Here is a 20,743-nt window from a genome sequence, read left to right on the forward strand (position 1 = left end):
TTAGGAGACGGTTAAGCTTTAGCAGCTAAAACGGTAAAAACTCAAATAAAACAACTGTAGGGGTCGTGTCTTGACCGACGAGTGGACTATAAAAATGCTTATGGTGTTCAGCCACGGTCCGGTCAAGACCGAGCCCTGATTTTTTTGCTTTGCGGCTTATCAGCTTTTATCCGGCTCCTTACTGTATAAAGAAAGGCAAAGAGATGTTTAAAAAACCAAAAAGAAAACTGTATGCATTAATCTTTGTTCTTCCTACGTTTGCGGCGTTCGTTATAGGTTTTATTTATCCGTTTATAAGAGGAATTTACCTGTCGTTCTTTCAGTTTCAGATCGTTTCAAAAACCAAATTTGTCGGTATCAACAACTACTTAAAGGCTTTTCAGGACGACAGCTTTTTAAGATCCTTCTGGTTTACATTAGGCTTTGTTGTTGTAAGCCTGGTTCTTATAAACCTTATTGCGTTTTTTGTCGCTTACGGACTGACAATAGGAATTCGAGGATCGAATGTTTTCAGAACCGTATTCTTTATGCCTAACCTCGTCGGAGGTATTATTCTGGGATATATCTGGCATCAGATTTTTGACGGCATACTCAGAAACCTTGACATGCCTTCGCTTGTTACAAACAGCGACATGGGTTTTTGGGGCTTGGTTATCCTGATGTGCTGGCAACAGGCAGGTTACATGATGATAATTTATATTGCCGGCTTCCAGAATGTTCCGTCTGACCTTTATGAAGCGGCAAAGATTGACGGCGCAACCAAAGGACAATTACTTACCAAGGTAACGTTGCCGATGATGATGCCTTCCATCACGATCTGCTCGTTCCTTACACTTACCAACTCCTTTAAGCTGTTTGACCAGAACCTTGCGCTTACCGGAGGTGCTCCGCTTAAGGACGGAATCTGGACAACGGGAATGATGGCGCTGAACATTTACAAAACCTTCTACGGCGAAGGCAGAAGCGCCAAAGGCGTAGGACAGGCTGAGGGCGTTATCTTCTTCGTTATTGTAGTAGCTATTTCGCTGCTGCAGCTGTTCCTCACAAGAAGAAAAGAGGTGCAGGCTTAATGGCAAAAGTTACAGCAAAAGAACCTAAAAAAGTAAAAAAACAAACTGTCGGCATGAAAATTCTTACGGTGATTTTCACTATAGTTTCGGTTTTTTATGTAATGCCGATAGTCATTGTACTTTATAACTCGTTTAAAACAAACGAGGACATAAGCCGTAATCTTTTTGCGTTTCCTACCGCCGAATGCTTTAACGGTTTCGCAAACTATGTTAAGGGCATGACCTTTGGTAACTATCCGTTTTGGGAAGCTGCTATTTGGAGCCTGTTTATTACCCTGGGCGGCGTGTTCCTGATTTTGCTTTGCACTTCGATGTGCGCGTGGTATATTCAGCGTTCAAACACGATAATATGCAAGATAATTTATTATTTCTGCATTTTCTCGATGGTTGTTCCCTTCCAGATGGTAATGTTCACACTTTCGGACACTGCCAACAAGCTTAAGCTCATTACTCCCTGGGGTATTCTGCTTATTTATCTCGGCTTCGGCGCGGGCTTGTCGGTGTTTATGTTCTCGGGCTTTGTAAAATCGATCCCGATCGAAATCGAGGAGGCTGCCGATGTTGACGGAGCAGGACCGCTGAAAACCTACTTCGGCGTGGTTCTTCCGATTATGAAGCCCACGGTTATTTCGGTCGCTATTCTTGAAACAATGTGGATTTGGAACGACTACCTTCTTCCCTATTTGATTTTGGACGGAGAGTACCGAACCATTCCCATTCACATGCAGTTCCTTAACGGAAGCTACGGTCAGACCGACAACGGCGCTATTATGGCGTTGGTTGTGCTGAGTATTATTCCGATCGTTGCGTTCTACTTCGCCTGTCAAAAATACATCATTGAAGGTGTTGTTTCGGGCGCTGTTAAGGGATAATTATTTCTTCAAAGCATAACAAAAACGCAGACAGTTTGGTTTTGAACTGCCTGCGTTTTTTAATATTATCTTAATTAATATCTACTGAACAAACCCCAATTTCAAACTGCGGAAAAGCAACGCTAATATCTCCGCCCTCAACTTCTCGATCCTCCTCAGATTGAGAAGCAGAACGGACATAGCAATGCTGTGGCAAGTTGTCTCTTTCAGCCTTGTCACTATCATGTCCATGCCGCATTTGCGCTTGGCGAGGCTGAATTTGCGCTCAACCTCGACGCGCTCACACTCATCGATGTAATTCTGTTTTTTGTCGATTTCAGCGTCCTTTTTCGGTCTGCCGAGAGCCGGTCCCGAAAGCCTGATTTTGTGTTGCTTGCAGTATTTCAGGTTCTCGCGCGTGCGATAGATTTTATCGACAAGCACACGCTCGGGATAATGTCCCGTTCGTTCTTTGTACCGCTCAATCATATCTTTCAAGCCCGTGGATTCATTGTAAGCGTCAAAGCTGTGCCTTTCAAGACGCGTCCAGCCATTGCAAACGCTGATGTCGAGCTTCACACCGAACTCCGTCTTTGCCTTGACTTTTCCGCGCACAATAGGGCGGATCCACGGCTGGCTCAGACTGACAATCCTGTCCTTGACGCTTTGGGTGCGGTTGACGTACATTTCTTTCTGCTGCGCGTAGATTGTTTGGATTGTGGAAAACTTTTGCTCAAATTTAGCAGGTAATGCTTTCCCGCCGACAAGCATTTTCTCAATATGACCGATGTTCCTGTTGAGATAGCCAAGCTGCTTTTTGATTGCCTTACGACGTTGCTTTGCCTTTGGCTTACGGATGCGGGCGTAAGAAGTGTAGTCTTTATGCGCTTTCTTACGGTATGTACGGGGCTTTTGCTCGCCTTTGACATGCAGCTCATCAATGATTTTCTCGCTGCACTCGCGGGCTTTGTTGAGTAAGGATACATCCTGCGGATATGAGATCTGCGACGGAGCACAGGTCGCGTCAACGATCATGGTTCCGCTGTTCTTATCATCGTCATCGGATTCGTCTTTGCTCGATTTCTCCTTCTCCTTTTCAAGCTTTGCCTGCTCTGCGGAGATTATCATTTCGTTGATTTCTCCGATGATCTCAGGCGTCAGGCGTTTGCGGAAGTAGACCATCATCGACGGATCAAACGGGGGCTTGCTGTCATCAAAGGCTTTATAGCCGCAAAAGTATTGGAGATACGGATTCTCTTGGATTTGAAGCGGGGTCTCGGCGTCGGAGTAGCCGTACTCGGCTTGGATGATCCTCGCGCCGAGACCAAGGCGCAGTGACTTTGCCACATTGCCCTTCTTGTTAGAGAAAAGCTTCGCGTATTTTTTCTCGATCTCAAGCCACGGAATCGTCTGCGCACGCTTAACCCAACGGTTGCTGTTTTTCAGATTCATGCCTATCGGCTGTCCGAAATCTTCTAAACTTATCTGTCCGTTGTCGAATTTATACATCCCATCATCTCCAAATGCAAGCTTTTTGCGGCTTTTCAGCCGTTTTCCTTGCATTTATTATACCATATTTCGATGATTTTTGCACTGTTTATCGGATGATTGGGATTGTTCAGTTTACATTAGATAAAGGAAAACTCGCTACAAGTATTGGCATCTCCCTATTTTCACACCTCGTCGCCAAGGCACTATTTTCGGCACCACTGAGCTTAACTTCCGTGTTCGGTATGGGAACGGGTGGACCCTCAGCGTCATTAACACCAATTAATTTGTAGCGAGTTTGTGGCTCCCCCAACTGGGCTCGAACCAGTGACATCATGATTAACAGTCATGCGCTCTACCGACTGAGCTATGGAGGATCATATAATTGAGTAGTTTTATCGGTTTTTGCTACTCAAATTTTTGAGTAAATTTTGTGCAATTTCGGGGATGGTTGATATTTATCAACCAAACGCCGACATTGCACGGAGTGCAATGGAGGCGCGAAATTTTTTGAAAATTCACTCTGATTTTTTCCTCTAAATCCAGTCCAGTGTCAGGTACTTAAATGTACGTAGCCACTACCGACTGAGCTATGGAGGATCATATAAGTTTTCTCAGATTTCTCTGAGGATTTCCTCTTTTGCCTACCCGTTAGTGTGAGGTTTGAATGTACGTCTGCACTACCGACTGAGCTATGGAGGAATATGAGTGTTGGCATCTCCCTATTTTCCCGGGCCGTCGCCAGCCAAGTATTTTCGGCACCACTGAGCTTAACTTCTGTGTTCGGTATGGGAACAGGTGGACCCTCAGCGTCATCAACACCAACTTTTATTGTCGTTTCCATTTAGGAAACGTATGTTAACGAACTCTCAATAAATATTATTAGTTATTCATTATTCACTATTCATTATTCATTGAGCGTTCGAAGAACTCGATTCTGGTGACTCGTGGGGGAATCGACCAAGAGCTTCGCTCTTGATGGCTCGCATCACAGATGCTCACCGCTTTGAACTAAAAACAGTCCACCGGACTGTTTTCTTTACGCTCAAACCCTCGCGGGTTCGATTCCTCAAAACAGAATCTATATATCAAAATCGTCTTTTTCAGACGTTTTTTTATCATCTGGTGACTCGTGGGGGAATCGAACCCCCGTTGCCGGCGTGAGAGGCCGGAGTCTTAACCGCTTGACCAACGAGCCATATTTAGCTTAGGGGCTCGCTGTTTGAGCCCCTTTGCTTCTTTTGGTGCACCATCAGGGGCTCGAACCCGGGACACCCTGATTAAGAGTCAGGTGCTCTACCAACTGAGCTAATGGTGCATTTTTTAAGTCGTTTCGCAGGTCGGTTCTAAGCTTGACGTCCAATTCTCGACTTAAAACTTTTACTTAATACATAAGTCGGCTCTCTCTATCATAGTAAACAAATAAACCAAACTCTGTATCATAAAAAGTTTCAATTAAGCCTGACTGCGAACGTTGGGCAAATACCCTGAAAACTGAACAAAGAAGAGATAAGAAAGAAAGAAGTAAATACTGACATTAGACCAAAGTATTCTTTTGCTGCTTGATTATTGTCATGCCTCGTTACGCTTCGCTTTTCCGTAAATAACTCCCACTCGTCTAATCTGTTCCATTGACTTTGTCAATTCCACAGCTTAGTCCTCGCAGTTCGTTATTCCCGGGCTCAGCGTCTCAGCACTTCTTGTGGTCAAGCCCTCGACCTATTAGTACTGCCAAGCTGAACATGTCACCATGCTTACACACGCAGCCTATCAACCTCGTAGTCTTCAAGGGGTCTTACTCGCTTACGCGATGGGATATCTAATCTTGGAGTCGGCTTCACGCTTAGATGCTTTCAGCGTTTATCCGTTCCGTACATAGCTGCCCAGCTGTGCCACTGGCGTGACAACTGGTGCACCAGAGGTACGTCCATCCCGGTCCTCTCGTACTAAGGACAGAGCTCCTCAAATATCCTGCGCCCACGACAGATAGGGACCGAACTGTCTCGCGACGTTCTGAACCCAGCTCGCGTACCACTTTAATCGGCGAACAGCCGAACCCTTGGGACCGAATTCAGCCCCAGGATGTGATGAGCCGACATCGAGGTGCCAAACCTCCCCGTCGATGTGGACTCTTGGGGGAGATCAGCCTGTTATCCCCAGGGTAGCTTTTATCCGTTGAGCGACGGCATTTCCATTCACATACCGCCGGATCACTAACTCCAACTTTCGTTACTGCTCGCGCCGTCACGCTCGCAGTTAGGCTGGCTTTTGCGTTTACACTCAGAGGCACGGTTTCCGTCCGTGCTGAGCCAACCTTTGAGCGCCTCCGTTACTCTTTCGGAGGCGACCGCCCCAGTCAAACTGCCCGCCTGACAATGTCCCCCGACCGGATTCACGGCCGCAGGTTAGAATTCCAGAAACCTAAGGGCGGTATCCCAACATTGACTCCACCTGAGCTGACGCCCAAGCTTCCCAGTCTCCCGCCTATCCTGTACATAGATTACCGAAACCCAATATCAGGTTACAGTAAAGCTCCATGGGGTCTTTCCGTCTTGCCGCAGGTAACCGGCATCTTCACCGGTACTACAATTTCGCCGGGTGGGTAGTTGAGACAGTGCCCAGATCGTTACACCATTCGTGCGGGTCGGAACTTACCCGACAAGGAATTTCGCTACCTTAGGACCGTTATAGTTACGGCCGCCGTTTACCGGGGCTTCAATTCAATGCTCTCACATCTCCTCTTAACCTTCCGGCACCGGGCAGGTGTCAGCCCCTATACTTCATCTTTCGATTTGGCAGAGACCTGTGTTTTTGCTAAACAGTCGCCTGGGCCTATTCTCTGCGGCTCTTTCGAGCACTCCTTATTCCGAAGTTACGGAGTCAATTTGCCGAGTTCCTTAACTACCCTTCTCCCGCTGGCCTTAGAATTCTCTTCCTGTCCACCTGTGTCGGTTTGCGGTACGGGCATCTGCTTCTATTCACAAAGCTTTTCTCGCCTTAATCCAAGTGTGCTTCCCTACTCTAATTTCGGTCCCTTACGCCCGGGTCTACCAACGCCCGGGTCACACCCTTCTTAAGTGTCCCTTTGCTTAAATTGCAGATGGTTACGGAATTTCAACCGTATGTGCATCGGCTACGCCTTTCGGCCTGACCTTAGCTCCCGACTTACTTGGAGCGGACGAACCTTCCTCCAAAAACCTTAGACTTTCGGCCATTAAGATTCTCACTTAATTCTCGCTACTTATTCCGGCATTCTCACTCGTATACAGTCCACCAGCGCTTTCGCTCTGACTTCACCCCGTATACGACGCTCTCCTACCATACCTAATAGGTATCCCAAGCTTCGGTTCATAGTTTAGCCCCGTTAAATTTTCCGCGCAGAATCACTCGACCAGTGAGCTATTACGCACTCTTTTAATGAGTGGCTGCTTCTAAGCCAACATCCTGGTTGTCTAAGCAATTCCACATCGTTTTCCACTTAACTATGATTGGGGACCTTAGCTGTGGGTCTGGGCTCTTTCCCTCTTGACAATGAAACTTATCTCCCACTGTCTGACTCCTGATAAACAATTATCCGGCATTCTTAGTTTGATATGGTTCAGTAACCTCTCGGCCCCTAGCCAATTCAGTGCTTTACCTCCGGTAATCTATATCAAGGCTAGCCCTAAAGCTATTTCGGAGAGAACCAGCTATCTCCGAGTTCGATTGGAATTTCTCCGCTACCCACAGCTCATCCGCTGGCATTTCAACGACAGTCGGTTCGGTCCTCCATAAAGTTTTACCTTTACTTCAACCTGGCCATGGGTAGGTCACACGGTTTCGGGTCGAATACATTTGACTTCTTACGCCCTATTAAGACTCGCTTTCGCTGCGGCTCCGCACCTTAAGTGCTTAACCTTGCCAAATACATTCACTCGCCGGACCATTCTACAAAAGGTACCTGATCGTCCGTTGAATGACTTTCAGTGCTTGTAAACACAAGGTTTCAGGTTCTGTTTCACTCCCCGTCAGGGGTACTTTTCACCTTTCCTTCACAGTACTTCTTCTCTATCGGTCACCGAGTAGTATTTAGGCTTGGAGGATGGTCCCCCCGTATTCCCACCGGGTTTCACGTGTCCGGCGGTACTCTGGATACAGTCTGCTGAATTGACTTTTCGCTTACAGGATTTTCACCTTCTTCGATTGGCCTTCCCATACCATTCAGCTAAGTCGCTTCAATGCATTATACTGTCCGAACCCCGAAGGTATTTCTACCCTCGGTTTGGCCTCTTCCGCGTTCGCTCGCCACTACTGGCGGAATCTCTGTTGATTTCTCTTCCTCGCCCTACTTAGATGTTTCAGTTCAGGCGGTTCCCCTCATATGCCTATGTATTCAGCATATGATGACAAGACTTTCCTCTTGCCGGATTGCTCCATTCGGACATCCACGGATATATCGCTCACTTACAGCTCCCCGTGGCTTTTCGCAGTTAGTCACGTCCTTCATCGGCTCTCGGTGCCAAGGCATTCCCCTTGTGCTCTTTGTAGCTTGACCATTTCTTATGAGATATCTTTGGTTCTTCGTTATTAGTTTGAAAATAGGCTGTTATATTAACAATCTTCTTTTCACCCTTACAGAAATTGCAGTATTTTACCTTCGTAATTTGAGTTTGTTTGACTAAACCTTACTTGATAAACATACTTTTCTCGCTTTATCTGCTATCTTTATTCAGTTTTCAAGGTACTCTTTACAAATGGATAATTGATAGTTGATAACGGATAATTAATTATCCACTTTCCATTTTCAATTATCAATTTGTTTGGTGGGCTTAAGTGGACTCGAACCACCGACCTCCCGCTTATCAGGCGGACGCTCTAACCGGCTGAGCTATAAGCCCATATTGGTTTGGCTCAAATCTTAAGCCGTTATTTGAAAAGATAACTCCTAAAAAAATAAAGATTTTTAACTATTCATTATTCTTTATTCATTATTCTTTTCTTCTGGTGGAGATATGCGGGATCGAACCGCAGACCCCCTGCTTGCAAAGCAGGTGCTCTCCCAGCTGAGCTATACCCCCATATCTTTTTGAAGGCAGAACCTTCAAAATTGAACAATAAGGTTACTAAAATCCATAATGCTGACCTTGGATTAGAGTGTCTTTTGTGAGCTGAGACCTGACATTTGTAATGTCATGCCTCGTTACGCTTCGCTGTTCCGTAAATAACTTCTGCTCGTCTAATCTGTTCCGTTGCCTTTGGCAACTCCTCAGCTTAGTCCTCGCCGGTCGTTATTTTCGGGCTCCGCGTCTCGGCACTTCTTTCTCCATAGAAAGGAGGTGATCCAGCCGCACCTTCCGATACGGCTACCTTGTTACGACTTCACCCCAGTCGCCAATCCTACCTTCGGCAGCGCCCTCTTGCGTTAGGCTACTGACTTCGGGTATTACCGGCTCCCATGGTGTGACGGGCGGTGTGTACAAGGCCCGGGAACGTATTCACCGCGGCATGCTGATCCGCGATTACTAGCAATTCCGACTTCATGCAGGCGGGTTGCAGCCTGCAATCTGAACTGGGACCGTTTTTAGGGGTTTGCTCCACATCGCTGTTTTGCTTCCCTCTGTTGACGGCCATTGTAGTACGTGTGTAGCCCAGGTCATAAGGGGCATGATGATTTGACGTCGTCCCCACCTTCCTCCGTTTTGTCAACGGCAGTCCTATTAGAGTGCTCTTGCGTAGCAACTAATAGCAAGGGTTGCGCTCGTTGCGGGACTTAACCCAACATCTCACGACACGAGCTGACGACAACCATGCACCACCTGTCTCAACTTTCCCCGAAGGGCACCTAATGTATCTCTACTTCGTTAGTTGGATGTCAAGACCTGGTAAGGTTCTTCGCGTTGCTTCGAATTAAACCACATACTCCACTGCTTGTGCGGGCCCCCGTCAATTCCTTTGAGTTTCAACCTTGCGGCCGTACTCCCCAGGTGGATTACTTATTGTGTTAACTCCGGCACGGAAGGGGTCAGTCCCCCCACACCTAGTAATCATCGTTTACAGCGTGGACTACCAGGGTATCTAATCCTGTTTGCTACCCACGCTTTCGTGCCTCAGCGTCAGTTAAAGCCCAGCAGGCCGCCTTCGCCACTGGTGTTCCTCCCTATCTCTACGCATTTCACCGCTACACAGGGAATTCCGCCTGCCTCTACTTCACTCAAGCCAAGTAGTTTCAAATGCAGTTTATGGGTTGAGCCCATAGATTTCACATCTGACTTACTCGGCCGCCTACGCACCCTTTACACCCAGTAAATCCGGACAACGCTTGCTCCCTACGTATTACCGCGGCTGCTGGCACGTAGTTAGCCGGAGCTTATTCGTTAGGTACCGTCAAATTTCGTCCCTAACAAAAGAAGTTTACAATCCGAAAACCTTCATCCTTCACGCGGCGTTGCTGCGTCAGGGTTGCCCCCATTGCGCAATATCCCCCACTGCTGCCTCCCGTAGGAGTCTGGGCCGTGTCTCAGTCCCAATGTGGCCGTTCAACCTCTCAGTCCGGCTACCGATCGTCGCCTTGGTGGGCCGTTACCCCGCCAACAAGCTAATCGGACGCGAGTCCATCTCTAAGCGATAAATCTTTGATATCAAAGTCATGCGGCTTCAATATGTTATGCGGTATTAGCGATCTTTTCAGAACGTTATTCCCCTCTTAGAGGCAGGTTACTCACGCGTTACTCACCCGTCCGCCACTAAACTAAAAATCCGTCATTCCGAAGAAATCTGTCAAAATAGTTCCGTTCGACTTGCATGTGTTAGGCACGCCGCCAGCGTTCGTCCTGAGCCAGGATCAAACTCTCTAAAATTTGTATCTCAACACCTTTCGGTGTTCAAATCATTTTTCAGAGTTTTAATCTCTTTATCCAGAACTTATCATACTGACACGTTCGTGAATTTACTGTACATTTTAGTTTGTACTAACTGTAATTTCTTGAGTATAATCACTCAAAGTCATTACGGGTTTCTTGTTTTCCTTATTGTTCAATTTTCAAGGTTCTAAGCACTTTTGGGCTAAAAAATAACGGGCGTTTTTCGCACCCGCATCTCAATAGTGCAAGTGTTATTATACATCAATCACCTTGGTTTGTCAACATCTTTTTTGAATTTTTTAGAATTATTTTTCAACTTTTTTATATCTTGATAATATATTTATTTTGATTGATTTTATCTTGGCGGTTAAGGAAAATATAGCCATACTTTTTTCCTATACATATTATATTATAATACATTTCCCGTGTTTTACTCATTAATTTGCGTTTTGTTATTGTGTTTTTAAATAAGTAATGGGGCTTCACTTTAGATAATATTAACAAAAAATTTTTTCATGGCAAAAAAGTATAGACATTTTATAAATTTGTGGTATCATATAATTACATAAAAGAAATAAAACTTTCTTTTGTGTTTTCAAATATCGAGGTGAGAAGAATGAGCTGCAATAAAATCATTACAATTACAAGACAGTACGGTTCGGGTGGACACGAGATCGGTGAACTGCTTGCAAATAAGCTTGGCATAACCTTTTATGACAAGGAACTGATTTCTATGGCAGCTAAAGAGAGCGGAGTATCTCCCGAGGTATTTGAAAAGGCAGACGAAAAGCCTGCCAACAGCTTGCTTTATTCGCTTTCCGTAGGTCTGTATAATTACGGAAACGGGTTTTCTTCATCAATGGGCGATTTGCCGATTAACGATCAGCTTTATATTATTCAGCACAAGATAATCAAGGAAAAATCGGAGAATGAGAATTTTGTTGTTGTCGGAAGATGCGCCGACTATGTGCTGAAAGACAATCCCAACGTAGTAAAAGTGTATATTTACGCTGACATTGAAAGCAGAATGAAACGCGCCGTTGACAGAAACGACATTGAACCTGCCAGAGCCAAACAGGCTGTATTAAAGGCAGACAAAAGCAGAGCTAACTATTACAGTTTTTATTCAGGACAAAAATGGGGTCAGGTTGACAACTACGATTTGTGTATTAACACCACTAATCTTACACCTGACGTTGCCGCTGATTTGATTGTCGACTACCTTAATTTACTCGGCAAAAATTAGAGGCATAAAATATACTCCTCCTGAATATACTGTATCATTGTTGTATCATTAATTTAGGAGGTGAAAAATATGAAATTCGTCATTATGGATATTGATGATTTTATCTTCGGCAACGAGGAGTGGCACGAGAGCGAGAGGTAAGCCACGCTTACCAAGCTTTTAAAAGGAATTTTAATTGAAAATCGCTTAGTGTTTTTCGTTGACATAAAATCCACATGCGTTCAGCCGTCCGTTTTCGGGCGGCTGTTTTAATTAAAAGCAGGCGCGCTGTCATTTTAGGCGGCGCGCCTTTGTTTGCCCCTGAACGGTTCGAGGGCGTTATTCTTCGTTATTGATAAAGCTGATTGGATCGGCGTTTGTGCCGTTTACCTTGACCTCGACGTGGATATGATTTTTCTCGCTCGCCTCAAAGGGAACTGTGCCGACTGTGGCGATTTTGTCGCCCTGCTTGACGGTATCGCCCTTTTTGACCTTGATATCACCGAGTCCGCTGTAAACGCAGACAACGTTATTGACCGAGATTTCAACGGTTTTGCCGAAAAGCTTGTCCTCGCTGACCTTGGTAACCTCGCCGTCGCTCATCGACATTACGTCGTCGCCAAGCTCCGCGGCAAAGTCAACGCCGTTATGCGGTTTCCACACATTTAGAGTTTTGTAATAGACGCTCTCCTTGCTGTATTCGCGCAGGACGTTGCCGCCCTTTACCGGAAAGGCAAGGCTGATGTCCGCGGCGAGCATTGTCTGCAACGCATCGCGGCTGTAGGTCGGCTTTTGAGTTGTCGGCTGAACGGTTGCGTCATCCTGCTCGGCAACCTCGGTGGGATAAGTTTCCTTTTCGGGCTTAAACTCACTGCCGAGAGTCGGCATGGGCGGAGTTGCGTGAACTCCCGTTACCGGCTGATTAACCTGCTTTGCGTCCGACGACGCAAGATTTTGCTTTGCCGAATTGCTGACGGTGTTGTATGTTGAATATACCGCCATACAAACAGCGATTAGGCAGATTGAAAACGCGGTGTAAAATCCGATTTTTTCGCGGCGGGTTTTTCTTTTTCTTCTTTCGCCGCTGTAATGTTCGCTCATAAAAAAAGCACCTCCGCTGTTATTATTGGCGGAAGCGCTTTGATTTATTCAATTTTATTCCAACACTTTGTAGCCCAGCGCTTCAACGGTTTCTTTCAGCTTATCCGCTGAAATTTCGGCGTTAAGATTAACAACCGCAGTGCCTTTTTCGTGGCTTACGTCGGCAGAGTCAACCTCCGCAAGTGATTCGAGCGCGGATTTTACCCTTGCCTCGCAGTGGGGGCACATCATTCCCTCGATTTTTAATGTTGTTGCCATTTTCTTTTCCTCCTTGATTGTTTCGGTTTTTATTGGTTTATCTGATTTTATTTCAGTAAGTTTTACAAAGTTCAGTCTGAGCGCGTTTGTTACTACGCAGAAGCTCGAAAGGCTCATTGCCGCCGCGCCGAACATCGGGTTCATACTCCAGCCGAGGATTGAGATAAACGCTCCGGCGGCGAGGGGTATTCCGATTATATTGTAGATGAACGCCCAAAACAGGTTTTGGCGGATATTCCTGAGCACGGCTCTGCCGAGTTTAACAGCGTTCGGCACGCCTATAAGCGAGCTGTTCATCAGCACTACGTCCGCGGCGTCGATAGCTACGTCCGTACCTGCGCCGATTGCAATTCCGATGTCGGCAGAGGTCAGGGCAGGCGCGTCGTTAATGCCGTCACCGACCATCGCGGTTTTGCCCTGAGCGCTGAGCTTTTTGATTACGCTCTCCTTTTCGTCCGGCAGAACGCCTGCGATAACCTCGTCTATGCCTGCCTGCTTAGCGATTGCCGAGGCTGTCCTTTGGTTGTCGCCCGTGAGCATTACAACCTTCATTCCCTGAGATTTCAAAAGGCTTACAGCCTGTTTGCTGTCGGGCTTAATAACATCTGCTACAGCGATTATGCCGAGAAGTTTATTTCCTTTAGAGAAATATAGCGGTGTTTTTCCCTCGTTTGCGAGGTTATCCGCAACGACTTTGAATTCGTCTGAGATATCACAAAACCCGCCTATATAGCCGAGATTTCCTCCGCGGAGCGGTTCGCCGTCAAGCTCTGCATACAGTCCGCTTCCGGGCAGGTTTTTGAACGCGCTGACCGCGGCGCTGTTAATATTATTTTCCTGAGCGTAGAGATTAACCGCCTTTGAGAGCGGATGCTCACTCATTTTTTCAAGCGAATACGCGAGGGATAAAAACTCGTTTTCGGAAATTCCGTTCGGTTTTATGTCGGTGACAACAGGCTCGCCGCTTGTGACCGTGCCTGTTTTGTCGAGGACGATTGTTTTAAGCTTGCCCGTTTCCTCGAGCGATTCGGCGGTTTTGAACAAAATTCCATGCTTTGCGCCGACTCCGCTTCCGACCATTATCGCGACGGGAGTTGCCAGTCCGAGCGCACACGGACAACTGATTACGAGAACCGAAACCGCCCTTGCGGTAGCGTCTCCGACAGGCGCTCCGATTATCATCCAAATAGCAAAGGTAATTATCGCGATTCCGATTACCACGGGCACGAACACACCCGAAACCTTGTCGGCAATTTTCGCGATTGGTGCTTTTGTAGCCGCGGCGTCGCTGACGGTCTTAATAATCTGCGCCAGCGTGGTGTCCTCTCCGACGCGCATAGCCTCGCACTTTATATAACCCGAACGGTTGATTGTCGCGGCGGAAACCTGACTGCCCTTCTCCTTATCGACAGGCACGCTTTCGCCTGTCAGGGCAGATTCGTCAACCGCCGTCGCACCTTCGAGCACGATACCGTCTACGGGTATGCTCTCTCCCGGGCGGACAACAAAGGTATCTCCCCTTTTGACCTGCTCTATCGGGACGGTCTTTTCCTTGCCGTCAATCAGCAAGGTCGCGGTTTTCGGTGAGAGGTTCATCAGGCTTTTCAGCGCGTCGGTCGTCCTGCCCTTCGACTTTGCTTCAAGGAGCTTGCCGACGGTGATTAGCGTTAAAATCATCGCGGCAGATTCAAAGTACAGGTCGTGCATATACGCCATAGCCCCAGCAAAATCCCCTGCCGCCTGCGCGGAGGTCATCAAAAACAGATTGACCGTGCTGTAAACAAACGATGTTGCCGAGCCGAGAGCAACGAGCGTGTCCATATTCGGAGCGCGGTGGATTACTCCCTTAAAGCCGCTGATGAAAAACTTTTGATTAATCACCATAACTATCGCGGCGAGCAGTAATTGAACAAGCGCTACCCCTACGCAGTTGCCGTCAAAAAACTTCGGCAGCGGAAAGCCGAACATCATATGCCCCATTGAAAAGTACATCAACACGAGCAAAAATCCGATTGAAGCAACAAGGCGCTTTAGGATTTTCGGACTTTCGGTGTCCTTCAAAGAATCCGCGTTCGGCTGAGAGGTTTTATTTTCTTTTCCCTTTTCGGCGGCGGTGTAACCGGCGTTTTCAACCGCCTTTATTATCTCGGCGGAATCCGCGCTGCCCTCGACTCCCATTGAGTTTGTCAGCAGGCTGACCGAGCAGGAGCTTACGCCGTCGAGCGACGACACCGCCTTCTCAACCCTCGCGGAGCACGCGGCGCAGCTCATTCCGCCAACGTCAAATTGTCTCATCAAATCACCTCATAAGCTTTTGCAAAGTGTCCATAAGCTCGTCGATAACCTCGTCCTTGCCCTCTCTTATATCATCCGCAACGCAGGTGTGAATATGACTTGAAAGCAGCTCTTTGTTAAAAGAGTTTATCGCAGCGTTGACCGCGGCAGCCTGAACGAGTATATCGGGACAGTAGGCGTCGTTTTCAAGCATACGCTTAATTCCGCGGATTTGCCCCTCGATGCGGTTAAGGCGGTTAACAAGCTTTTTATACTCAGCTTCGTCGCGCTTTTTGGTCTTGTGACAAGCGCAGACTTCGGTTTTCTTTTCTTCCACAAATATACCCCCTATAGGTATTTTCAGCTTTATTATATACCCCCACAGGGTATTTGTCAACATAGATACAAATTATTATTACGATTTAATTTCTAAATTTAACTCGCATTAACACAAACTCCGCCCCCTCCGTCATTTTGCTATGCAAAATGACACCTCCCCCAAAGCTTACGCGTTGGGGGAGGCTAAAAAAACCGCCCTGCAAAAGCAAAGCGGTTTGATTTATAAATTAGTCTGCTGAGTAAGGGAGCAGTGCGAGGTGACGCGCACGCTTGATTGAAGTTGTGAGGTCACGCTGATGTCTTGCGCAGGTGCCTGTTACACGGCGGGGAAGAATTTTTCCTCTCTCGGACAGGTAACGGCGAATGCGGTTAACATCCTTGTAGTCGATATGCTCTACCTTGTCAACACAGAAAGCGCAAACTTTCTTGCGGCCTTTTCTGCCTCTGTTAGGTCTTTCAGCCATCTTTAGTTCTCCTTTCGTTGAGAATTATGTGAATTGGTTAAGTTCAAAATTTTGTTACGTTAACGCATCACGCTTTGACGGTTTGCAATCAGAACGGCAAATCGTCATCAAGCGGCATATCCTGAAAATCAGCGTTCGAGCCGCTCTCGTATGAAGGCGCTGCCTGAGGAGCAGGCTCCTGATACTGACGGGGCTGGCTGTACTGCTGAGGCTGAGAATACTGGTTTCCGTACGACTGATTGCCGTAACCTGAGTTGTCCCTTTTCTCGCCTGTAAAGGATACGTTGTCGGCTACAACCTCTACAACATAGCGGTTTGTGCCGTCCTTAGCCTGGTATGTTCTTGTCTGAAGCTGTCCCTCAATCGCAATCATAGCGCCCTTGCCGAAGTAACGGCAAACAAACTCAGCTTGCTGTCTCCAGCAAACGATGTCGATAAAATCAGCCTTGCGCTCCTCGCCGCTTCTAACATAGCTGCGGTCAACTGCAATTCTGAAATTTGTAACGCTTACTCCGTTAGGAGTTGTTTTGAGTTCGGGATCCGATACCAGACGTCCCATTAAAATTACACGGTTTAACATAACTTTTTTCCTTTCGTCATTCGTAATTCGGACAAATGCGTTTACATTCATCCTACAATGTTCGTATTCGCTTAGTCTTCTTCTTTTTTAATGATGAGTGAACGGATAACGCCTTCGGTAATTCTGAAACGACGGTCAAGCTCCGCGGGGAACTCAGCAGTTGATTCAAAATCAAAGAGAACGTAGTAGCCTTCACTTTCCTTGTTGATAAGGTAAGCAAGCTTTCTCTTGCCCCACTCGTCAACATTCTTCAAAGTGGCACGCTCCTCAATGAGCTTCTTAAATCTTTCGATAAGAGCCTGGATGCCCTCTTCGCCCTGCTTCATTGAGATAATCATTACGGTCTCGTAATTTGCTGTTACTGCCATCACTTTGCACCTCCTTCTGGACATTATGGCGGATTTCTCCGCAAGGATTTGTCGCATAGAGCGACAGATATATTATAACACAAAAAAGCCCTTTGTCAACTCTTTTTCACAATTTTAATGAGCTTTGTGGCTGATAAATCAGCATAACAACTCATTGACAAATCAGAAAATTGTTATATACTATAAGTGTATAATGGATTAGTATGGAATGGTGTGTAAATTTCAAAAAATTCTATGAAATAGTTTATGAAAAAGACAGGACGGTGTTATTTTGTTTACGTCAATACTTAACGAACACAAGGGCTTTGGCAAGCAGATTATGCTTTTGTCAAAAAACGAGCTCATTAAAACCTACAAGGGCGCTGTAATCGGACCGCTTTGGGCGGTTGTAAAGCCTGCGTTTACCGTATTTGTTTACTGGTTCGCTTTCTCGGTGGGTATTAAAAAGCTCAGAGACGTCGGCGTTAACCTCGGCGGTCCCGAGGCGTTTTCAATCGACTTCTTTACATTTATGTTTATAGGAATCATTCCGTGGTTCTTCATTCAGGACAGCATTGTTCAGGGGTCAAAAACGCTGAGAACCAACAGGCAGTTTATCACAAAGGTTAAGTTCCCTGTATCGACAATCCTTACATACACGGGACTTTCAAGACTGTACGTTCACCTTTTCCTCGCGATAATTATGTACGGCTATGTTGTATTTCACCGTGTTGCAGGCGGTTTGCCGCCTGTGAGCGTTTATGATTTGCAGTTCTTCCTGTACTGTCCGCTGATGTTTATGTTCTTTTTGGCTCTTTCGTGGTCAACCGCGCCAATGGCGGCGTTCAGCAAGGACTTTGAAAGCCTTATCGTATCGGTTATGTCGGGTATTTTCTGGCTGTCGGGAATTATGTACGACTCCTACAGCTTCAAGGGCTTCTTAAAGTACGCTATGCTCGTTAACCCGATTAACTTCTTTGCGAACGGATACCGCAACTGCTTCATCTACAACAGGTGGTTCTTTGAGTACAAGACGGAATTTGTTATCTTTATGGTTGAGTTTGTAGTAGTGTTCCTGCTCGGAATTTACAACTACAACAGACTCAGAAAAAAACTTCCCGACGTGCTCTGATTGGAGGCGCAATTGATGTCAGATACTATTATTCGTTTTAAAAACGTTTCAAAAACATATATCCTATATAAAAACGACCAGGCGAGGTTTAAGGCGCTGTTCATTAAGCCGAGAAATCCCAAAACAAACCGCGCGTTAAATGACGTTTCGTTTGAGATTAAGCGCGGCGAGTCCGTTGGTATTGTCGGTGACAACGGCGCGGGTAAATCCACCCTGCTCAAGATGATTACAGGCGTTGCCTTCCCCGACGAGGGCGAGATTTTTGTAGACGGCAAGGTTGCCGCTCTGCTCGAGCTTACCGCAGGCTTCTCAATGGAGATGACCGGCAGGGAAAACATCTACCTCAAAGGCTATATTCTCGGTCTTGAGGACGATTATATTAAGGAAATTGAAGAAAAAATCATCGAATTCGCAGAGCTCGGAGACTATATTGACCAGCCTGTAAGAACCTACTCCAGCGGTATGAAAATGCGTCTGGGCTTTGCTATCAACGTTAATATTGAGCCCGATGTGCTCGTAATCGACGAGGCGCTGGCTGTCGGTGACGCGAGCTTTAAGCGCAAGTGTAAGGACAAAATCAAGGAGATTATCGAGGCAGGCACAACCGTGCTTTACGTTAGCCACACAGCAAGCTCCGTTAAAGAGATTTGTCCGCGTTCAATTTACCTGAGAAAGGGCGCTGTTATTTTTGACGGCGACACAGAGGAAACACTTAAGGTTTATAACGATTACAAGGAAAGCGTTAAAAACAAGAAGAAAAAATGATTAAAACCAAGCTTAACGAATTTGAAGCAGACTGGGCGGCTATGCCCGTAATCGAAAAAGACGAGCTCAATAAGCTCAAAAATAAAACTATACTGATCAGCGGACATTCAATTGCCCGCTGTCTTTGCTATGCCCTTTTGTATCAAAACGAAGCCAAGGCTCTGAACATCAGGGTTATTTTTTCTGATAGCGACAACAGCAGAATTAAGGAGCTTTTTTCTGAGCTTGTGCTCAGAGACGACTTCGATTTTGTTGATTATAATTCTTTATCAGAAATTAGAAAAGCGGATTATATAATCTACACAGGACTTTGCGGCGAGGAGATTAAGAGCTTTGGCGGCAGCTTAAAAACCGAGCTTGCCGCGGTTAAGGAGCTTTGCAGAATTGCAAAAAAAAGCAAGGCAAGGCTTATAGCACTCAGCGACAGCAGGGTTTACGGCAAAGCCAAGCACGGCAGGGTTTACGCCGAAAACGAGTACGCCGCCGTTGACAACACCGACGAAAGCTGCTTTGACAGCCAGCTTTTCCGCGCACTTGAAGCGTACATGAACTGCGAGAAAAAGGCAGGCGCTTTTGAGCTTACAACGCTCAGGACGGGCATTGTTTTAGGCGCGTGCTCTGGGCTTAAAACTCCGTTTGACGGTTTATTCAGGGCGGTTGCCAAGGGTGAGGAATACACTCTCTTTAACTCAGACAGAAAATACTCGCTCGTTTATATTTCCGACGTTTTCAAGGCAATTATATATTCTTTAACTCAGCTTAAAAGCGACGAGGTTTACAACGTTACGGGAATTAACTCCACGGTTTCCACGGGAATGCTCGCCGCTGTTCTGCACGATATTTACCCCGAAACAGCGCGCGTTACACTCGGCGGTAAGGATGAGCTTAACGCCTGCGCTGTTCTCGGCAGCAAGCTTGAAAACAACGGCTGCGAGCCCTCGGTAAAGCTCGAAACCGCGCTTGAGCTCTGCGTTATGAGCTATATGGACAACGCCAAGGGTGCGAGCCTGCCGAACACGCACGACGGACGGCTTGACGCGATACAGAAAATTCAGCTTGCAGGGCTGATGGAGGTTGACCGAATCTGCAAAAAGCATAATATCCGCTACTTTTTGGGCGGCGGAACACTGCTTGGCGCGGTAAGGCACCGCGGATTTATTCCGTGGGACGACGACTCCGACATTATGATGCTCAGAGAGGATTACGACAAATTCTGCAAGATTGCTCCGTCTGAGCTTCCGCCGTTTTTGTCCTTCCACTCAAACAAGACCGACAAAAATAACTTCTACGAATTTGCGAAGCTCAGGGTTGACAACACGGTTTTCGCGACCGAGCTTGCAAAGTCGCACAACTCAATCAACATAGGTATCGCGCTCGATATTTTCTGCCACGACAAAACCGCAAACTCGGCTCTCGGTCAGAAAATCCACCTCGCGATGACGATTTTCACACGCGCGCTCGTCCTCAACAAGTGGAATAACCGCAAAACTCAGAACGGAAGCCGTATTCAGACCGCGGTTACAAACTTCTGCATAAAGGTATTTCCGCTGAGGTTCAGCCTGTGGCTGATGAACCACACAATCAGCTTTTTCAAGAACAAGAAAAACGCCAAGTACCTCTACGACGGAATGGGCAGGAACGTGTACAACGGCAGCTTCCCCATAGAGCTGCTCCAAAACGAAATCCGCCTTGACTTTGAGGGCGAAATGCTCCCCGTACCCGAGAAGTACGACGAGTACCTCAAATTCCTTTACGGCGACTATATGGAGCTTGCGCCGCTGAGCACAAGGCTCGGCTGTCACGAGATTAAGCTATGCGACATCGGAAAATATGATATGTTATAAAGGCAATACCGCACAATTCAAGGCGCACGGCTTGCTTGAATATTATTCCGTCAGCTTGCCCAAAAAAACTCGGCAAGGCGTCAGCCTTACCTTGATTTATTTGTACAACCTGACGAAAAATCTTGCTGCGCAATCCGCATACCTGAATTATGCGGTATTGCCTAAA

The 20,743-nt window shown here is 46.7% G+C and carries 13 protein-coding genes, 5 tRNA genes and 4 rRNA genes; 6 read left to right on the forward strand and 16 right to left on the reverse strand.

Translation table 11 applies throughout. The features are described 5' to 3' along the window. Positions 1-203: 203 nt before the first annotated feature. Both AB1I50_RS04200 and AB1I50_RS04205 read left to right on the forward strand, forming a co-directional pair. A complete protein-coding gene (locus AB1I50_RS04200) occupies positions 204-1,070 on the forward strand; it encodes a carbohydrate ABC transporter permease (RefSeq protein WP_407724997.1) in 867 nt (288 codons plus the stop codon). Further along, positions 1,070-1,942, forward strand: coding sequence for a carbohydrate ABC transporter permease (locus AB1I50_RS04205; protein ID WP_407724998.1), 873 nt, complete (start codon positions 1,070-1,072; stop codon positions 1,940-1,942). Before AB1I50_RS04200 ends, AB1I50_RS04205 begins: the two co-directional genes overlap by 1 nt. Positions 1,943-2,023: 81 nt before the next feature. Here AB1I50_RS04205 and AB1I50_RS04210 read toward each other — a convergent pair whose 3' ends face one another. The 10 genes from AB1I50_RS04210 to AB1I50_RS04255 form a co-directional block, all read right to left on the reverse strand. Continuing rightward, positions 2,024-3,430 carry an IS5 family transposase gene (locus AB1I50_RS04210; RefSeq protein WP_407725308.1) on the reverse strand — a complete coding sequence of 469 codons (1,407 nt, stop codon included), beginning with the start codon at positions 3,428-3,430 and terminating at the stop codon, positions 2,024-2,026. 145 nt (positions 3,431-3,575) lie between these two features. Then, positions 3,576-3,692, reverse strand: a 5S ribosomal RNA gene (gene rrf, locus AB1I50_RS04215). Positions 3,693-3,710: 18 nt separating this feature from the next. After that, positions 3,711-3,786, reverse strand: a tRNA-Asn gene (locus tag AB1I50_RS04220). Between the two features lie 332 nt (positions 3,787-4,118). Next, positions 4,119-4,235, reverse strand: a 5S ribosomal RNA gene (gene rrf / locus AB1I50_RS04225). Between the two features lie 297 nt (positions 4,236-4,532). Next, a tRNA-Glu gene (locus AB1I50_RS04230) sits at positions 4,533-4,607 on the reverse strand. A gap of 44 nt (positions 4,608-4,651) precedes the next feature. Then, positions 4,652-4,727: transfer RNA gene (locus AB1I50_RS04235), tRNA-Lys, on the reverse strand. A 384-nt stretch (positions 4,728-5,111) separates the two neighbouring features. Further along, positions 5,112-7,943: ribosomal RNA gene (locus tag AB1I50_RS04240) — 23S ribosomal RNA — on the reverse strand. A 266-nt stretch (positions 7,944-8,209) separates the two neighbouring features. Then, positions 8,210-8,286 (reverse strand) — tRNA-Ile (locus AB1I50_RS04245). A gap of 104 nt (positions 8,287-8,390) precedes the next feature. Further along, positions 8,391-8,466, reverse strand: a tRNA-Ala gene (locus tag AB1I50_RS04250). A 251-nt stretch (positions 8,467-8,717) separates the two neighbouring features. Then, a 16S ribosomal RNA gene (locus AB1I50_RS04255) occupies positions 8,718-10,245 on the reverse strand. Together the 16S, 23S and 5S rRNA genes with 5 tRNA genes alongside form the textbook arrangement of a ribosomal RNA operon. Before the next feature lie 619 nt (positions 10,246-10,864). On the opposite strand from AB1I50_RS04255, the gene AB1I50_RS04260 reads away from it, so the two are divergent. Further along, positions 10,865-11,494 carry a cytidylate kinase-like family protein gene (locus AB1I50_RS04260; RefSeq protein ID WP_407724999.1) on the forward strand — a complete coding sequence of 210 codons (630 nt, stop codon included), beginning with the start codon at positions 10,865-10,867 and terminating at the stop codon, positions 11,492-11,494. Positions 11,495-11,812: 318 nt separating this feature from the next. Here AB1I50_RS04260 and AB1I50_RS04265 read toward each other — a convergent pair whose 3' ends face one another. From AB1I50_RS04265 to rpsF, 6 genes are all read right to left on the reverse strand, one after another. Continuing rightward, complete coding sequence (locus AB1I50_RS04265) at positions 11,813-12,574, reverse strand: peptidoglycan DD-metalloendopeptidase family protein (protein WP_407725000.1); 762 nt, start codon at positions 12,572-12,574, stop codon at positions 11,813-11,815. 54 nt (positions 12,575-12,628) lie between these two features. Then, entirely contained in the window at positions 12,629-15,127 is a 2,499-nt protein-coding gene (locus AB1I50_RS04270) for a heavy metal translocating P-type ATPase (RefSeq protein ID WP_407725001.1), read from the reverse strand. Positions 15,128-15,131: 4 nt separating this feature from the next. Then, positions 15,132-15,443, reverse strand: a complete 312-nt coding sequence (locus tag AB1I50_RS04275; RefSeq protein ID WP_407725002.1) for a metal-sensing transcriptional repressor — start codon at positions 15,441-15,443, stop codon at positions 15,132-15,134. Between the two features lie 229 nt (positions 15,444-15,672). Then, positions 15,673-15,909, reverse strand: a complete 237-nt coding sequence (rpsR, locus tag AB1I50_RS04280; protein ID WP_407725003.1) for a 30S ribosomal protein S18 — start codon at positions 15,907-15,909, stop codon at positions 15,673-15,675. Positions 15,910-15,997: 88 nt separating this feature from the next. Beyond that, entirely contained in the window at positions 15,998-16,489 is a 492-nt protein-coding gene (locus AB1I50_RS04285; RefSeq protein ID WP_407725004.1) for a single-stranded DNA-binding protein, read from the reverse strand. A gap of 71 nt (positions 16,490-16,560) precedes the next feature. Next, complete coding sequence (rpsF, locus tag AB1I50_RS04290; protein ID WP_407725005.1) at positions 16,561-16,857, reverse strand: 30S ribosomal protein S6; 297 nt, start codon at positions 16,855-16,857, stop codon at positions 16,561-16,563. Positions 16,858-17,128: 271 nt separating this feature from the next. Between rpsF and AB1I50_RS04295 the strand changes: the two genes are divergently transcribed. The 3 genes from AB1I50_RS04295 to AB1I50_RS04305 are packed head-to-tail and all read left to right on the forward strand — an operon-like array spanning position 17,129 to position 20,577. Then, on the forward strand, positions 17,129-17,968 hold the full coding sequence (locus AB1I50_RS04295) for an ABC transporter permease (protein WP_407725006.1): 840 nt from the start codon (positions 17,129-17,131) through the stop codon (positions 17,966-17,968). A 15-nt stretch (positions 17,969-17,983) separates the two neighbouring features. Continuing rightward, positions 17,984-18,733, forward strand: coding sequence for an ABC transporter ATP-binding protein (locus AB1I50_RS04300; protein WP_407725007.1), 750 nt, complete (start codon positions 17,984-17,986; stop codon positions 18,731-18,733). Further along, a complete protein-coding gene (locus AB1I50_RS04305; RefSeq protein ID WP_407725008.1) occupies positions 18,730-20,577 on the forward strand; it encodes a LicD family protein in 1,848 nt (615 codons plus the stop codon). Before AB1I50_RS04300 ends, AB1I50_RS04305 begins: the two co-directional genes overlap by 4 nt. Positions 20,578-20,743: the final 166 nt, after the last annotated feature.

This window comes from Ruminococcus sp. NATIVEDY161, assembly GCF_045819895.1.
Taxonomy (GTDB): domain Bacteria; phylum Bacillota; class Clostridia; order Oscillospirales; family Acutalibacteraceae; genus Ruminococcoides.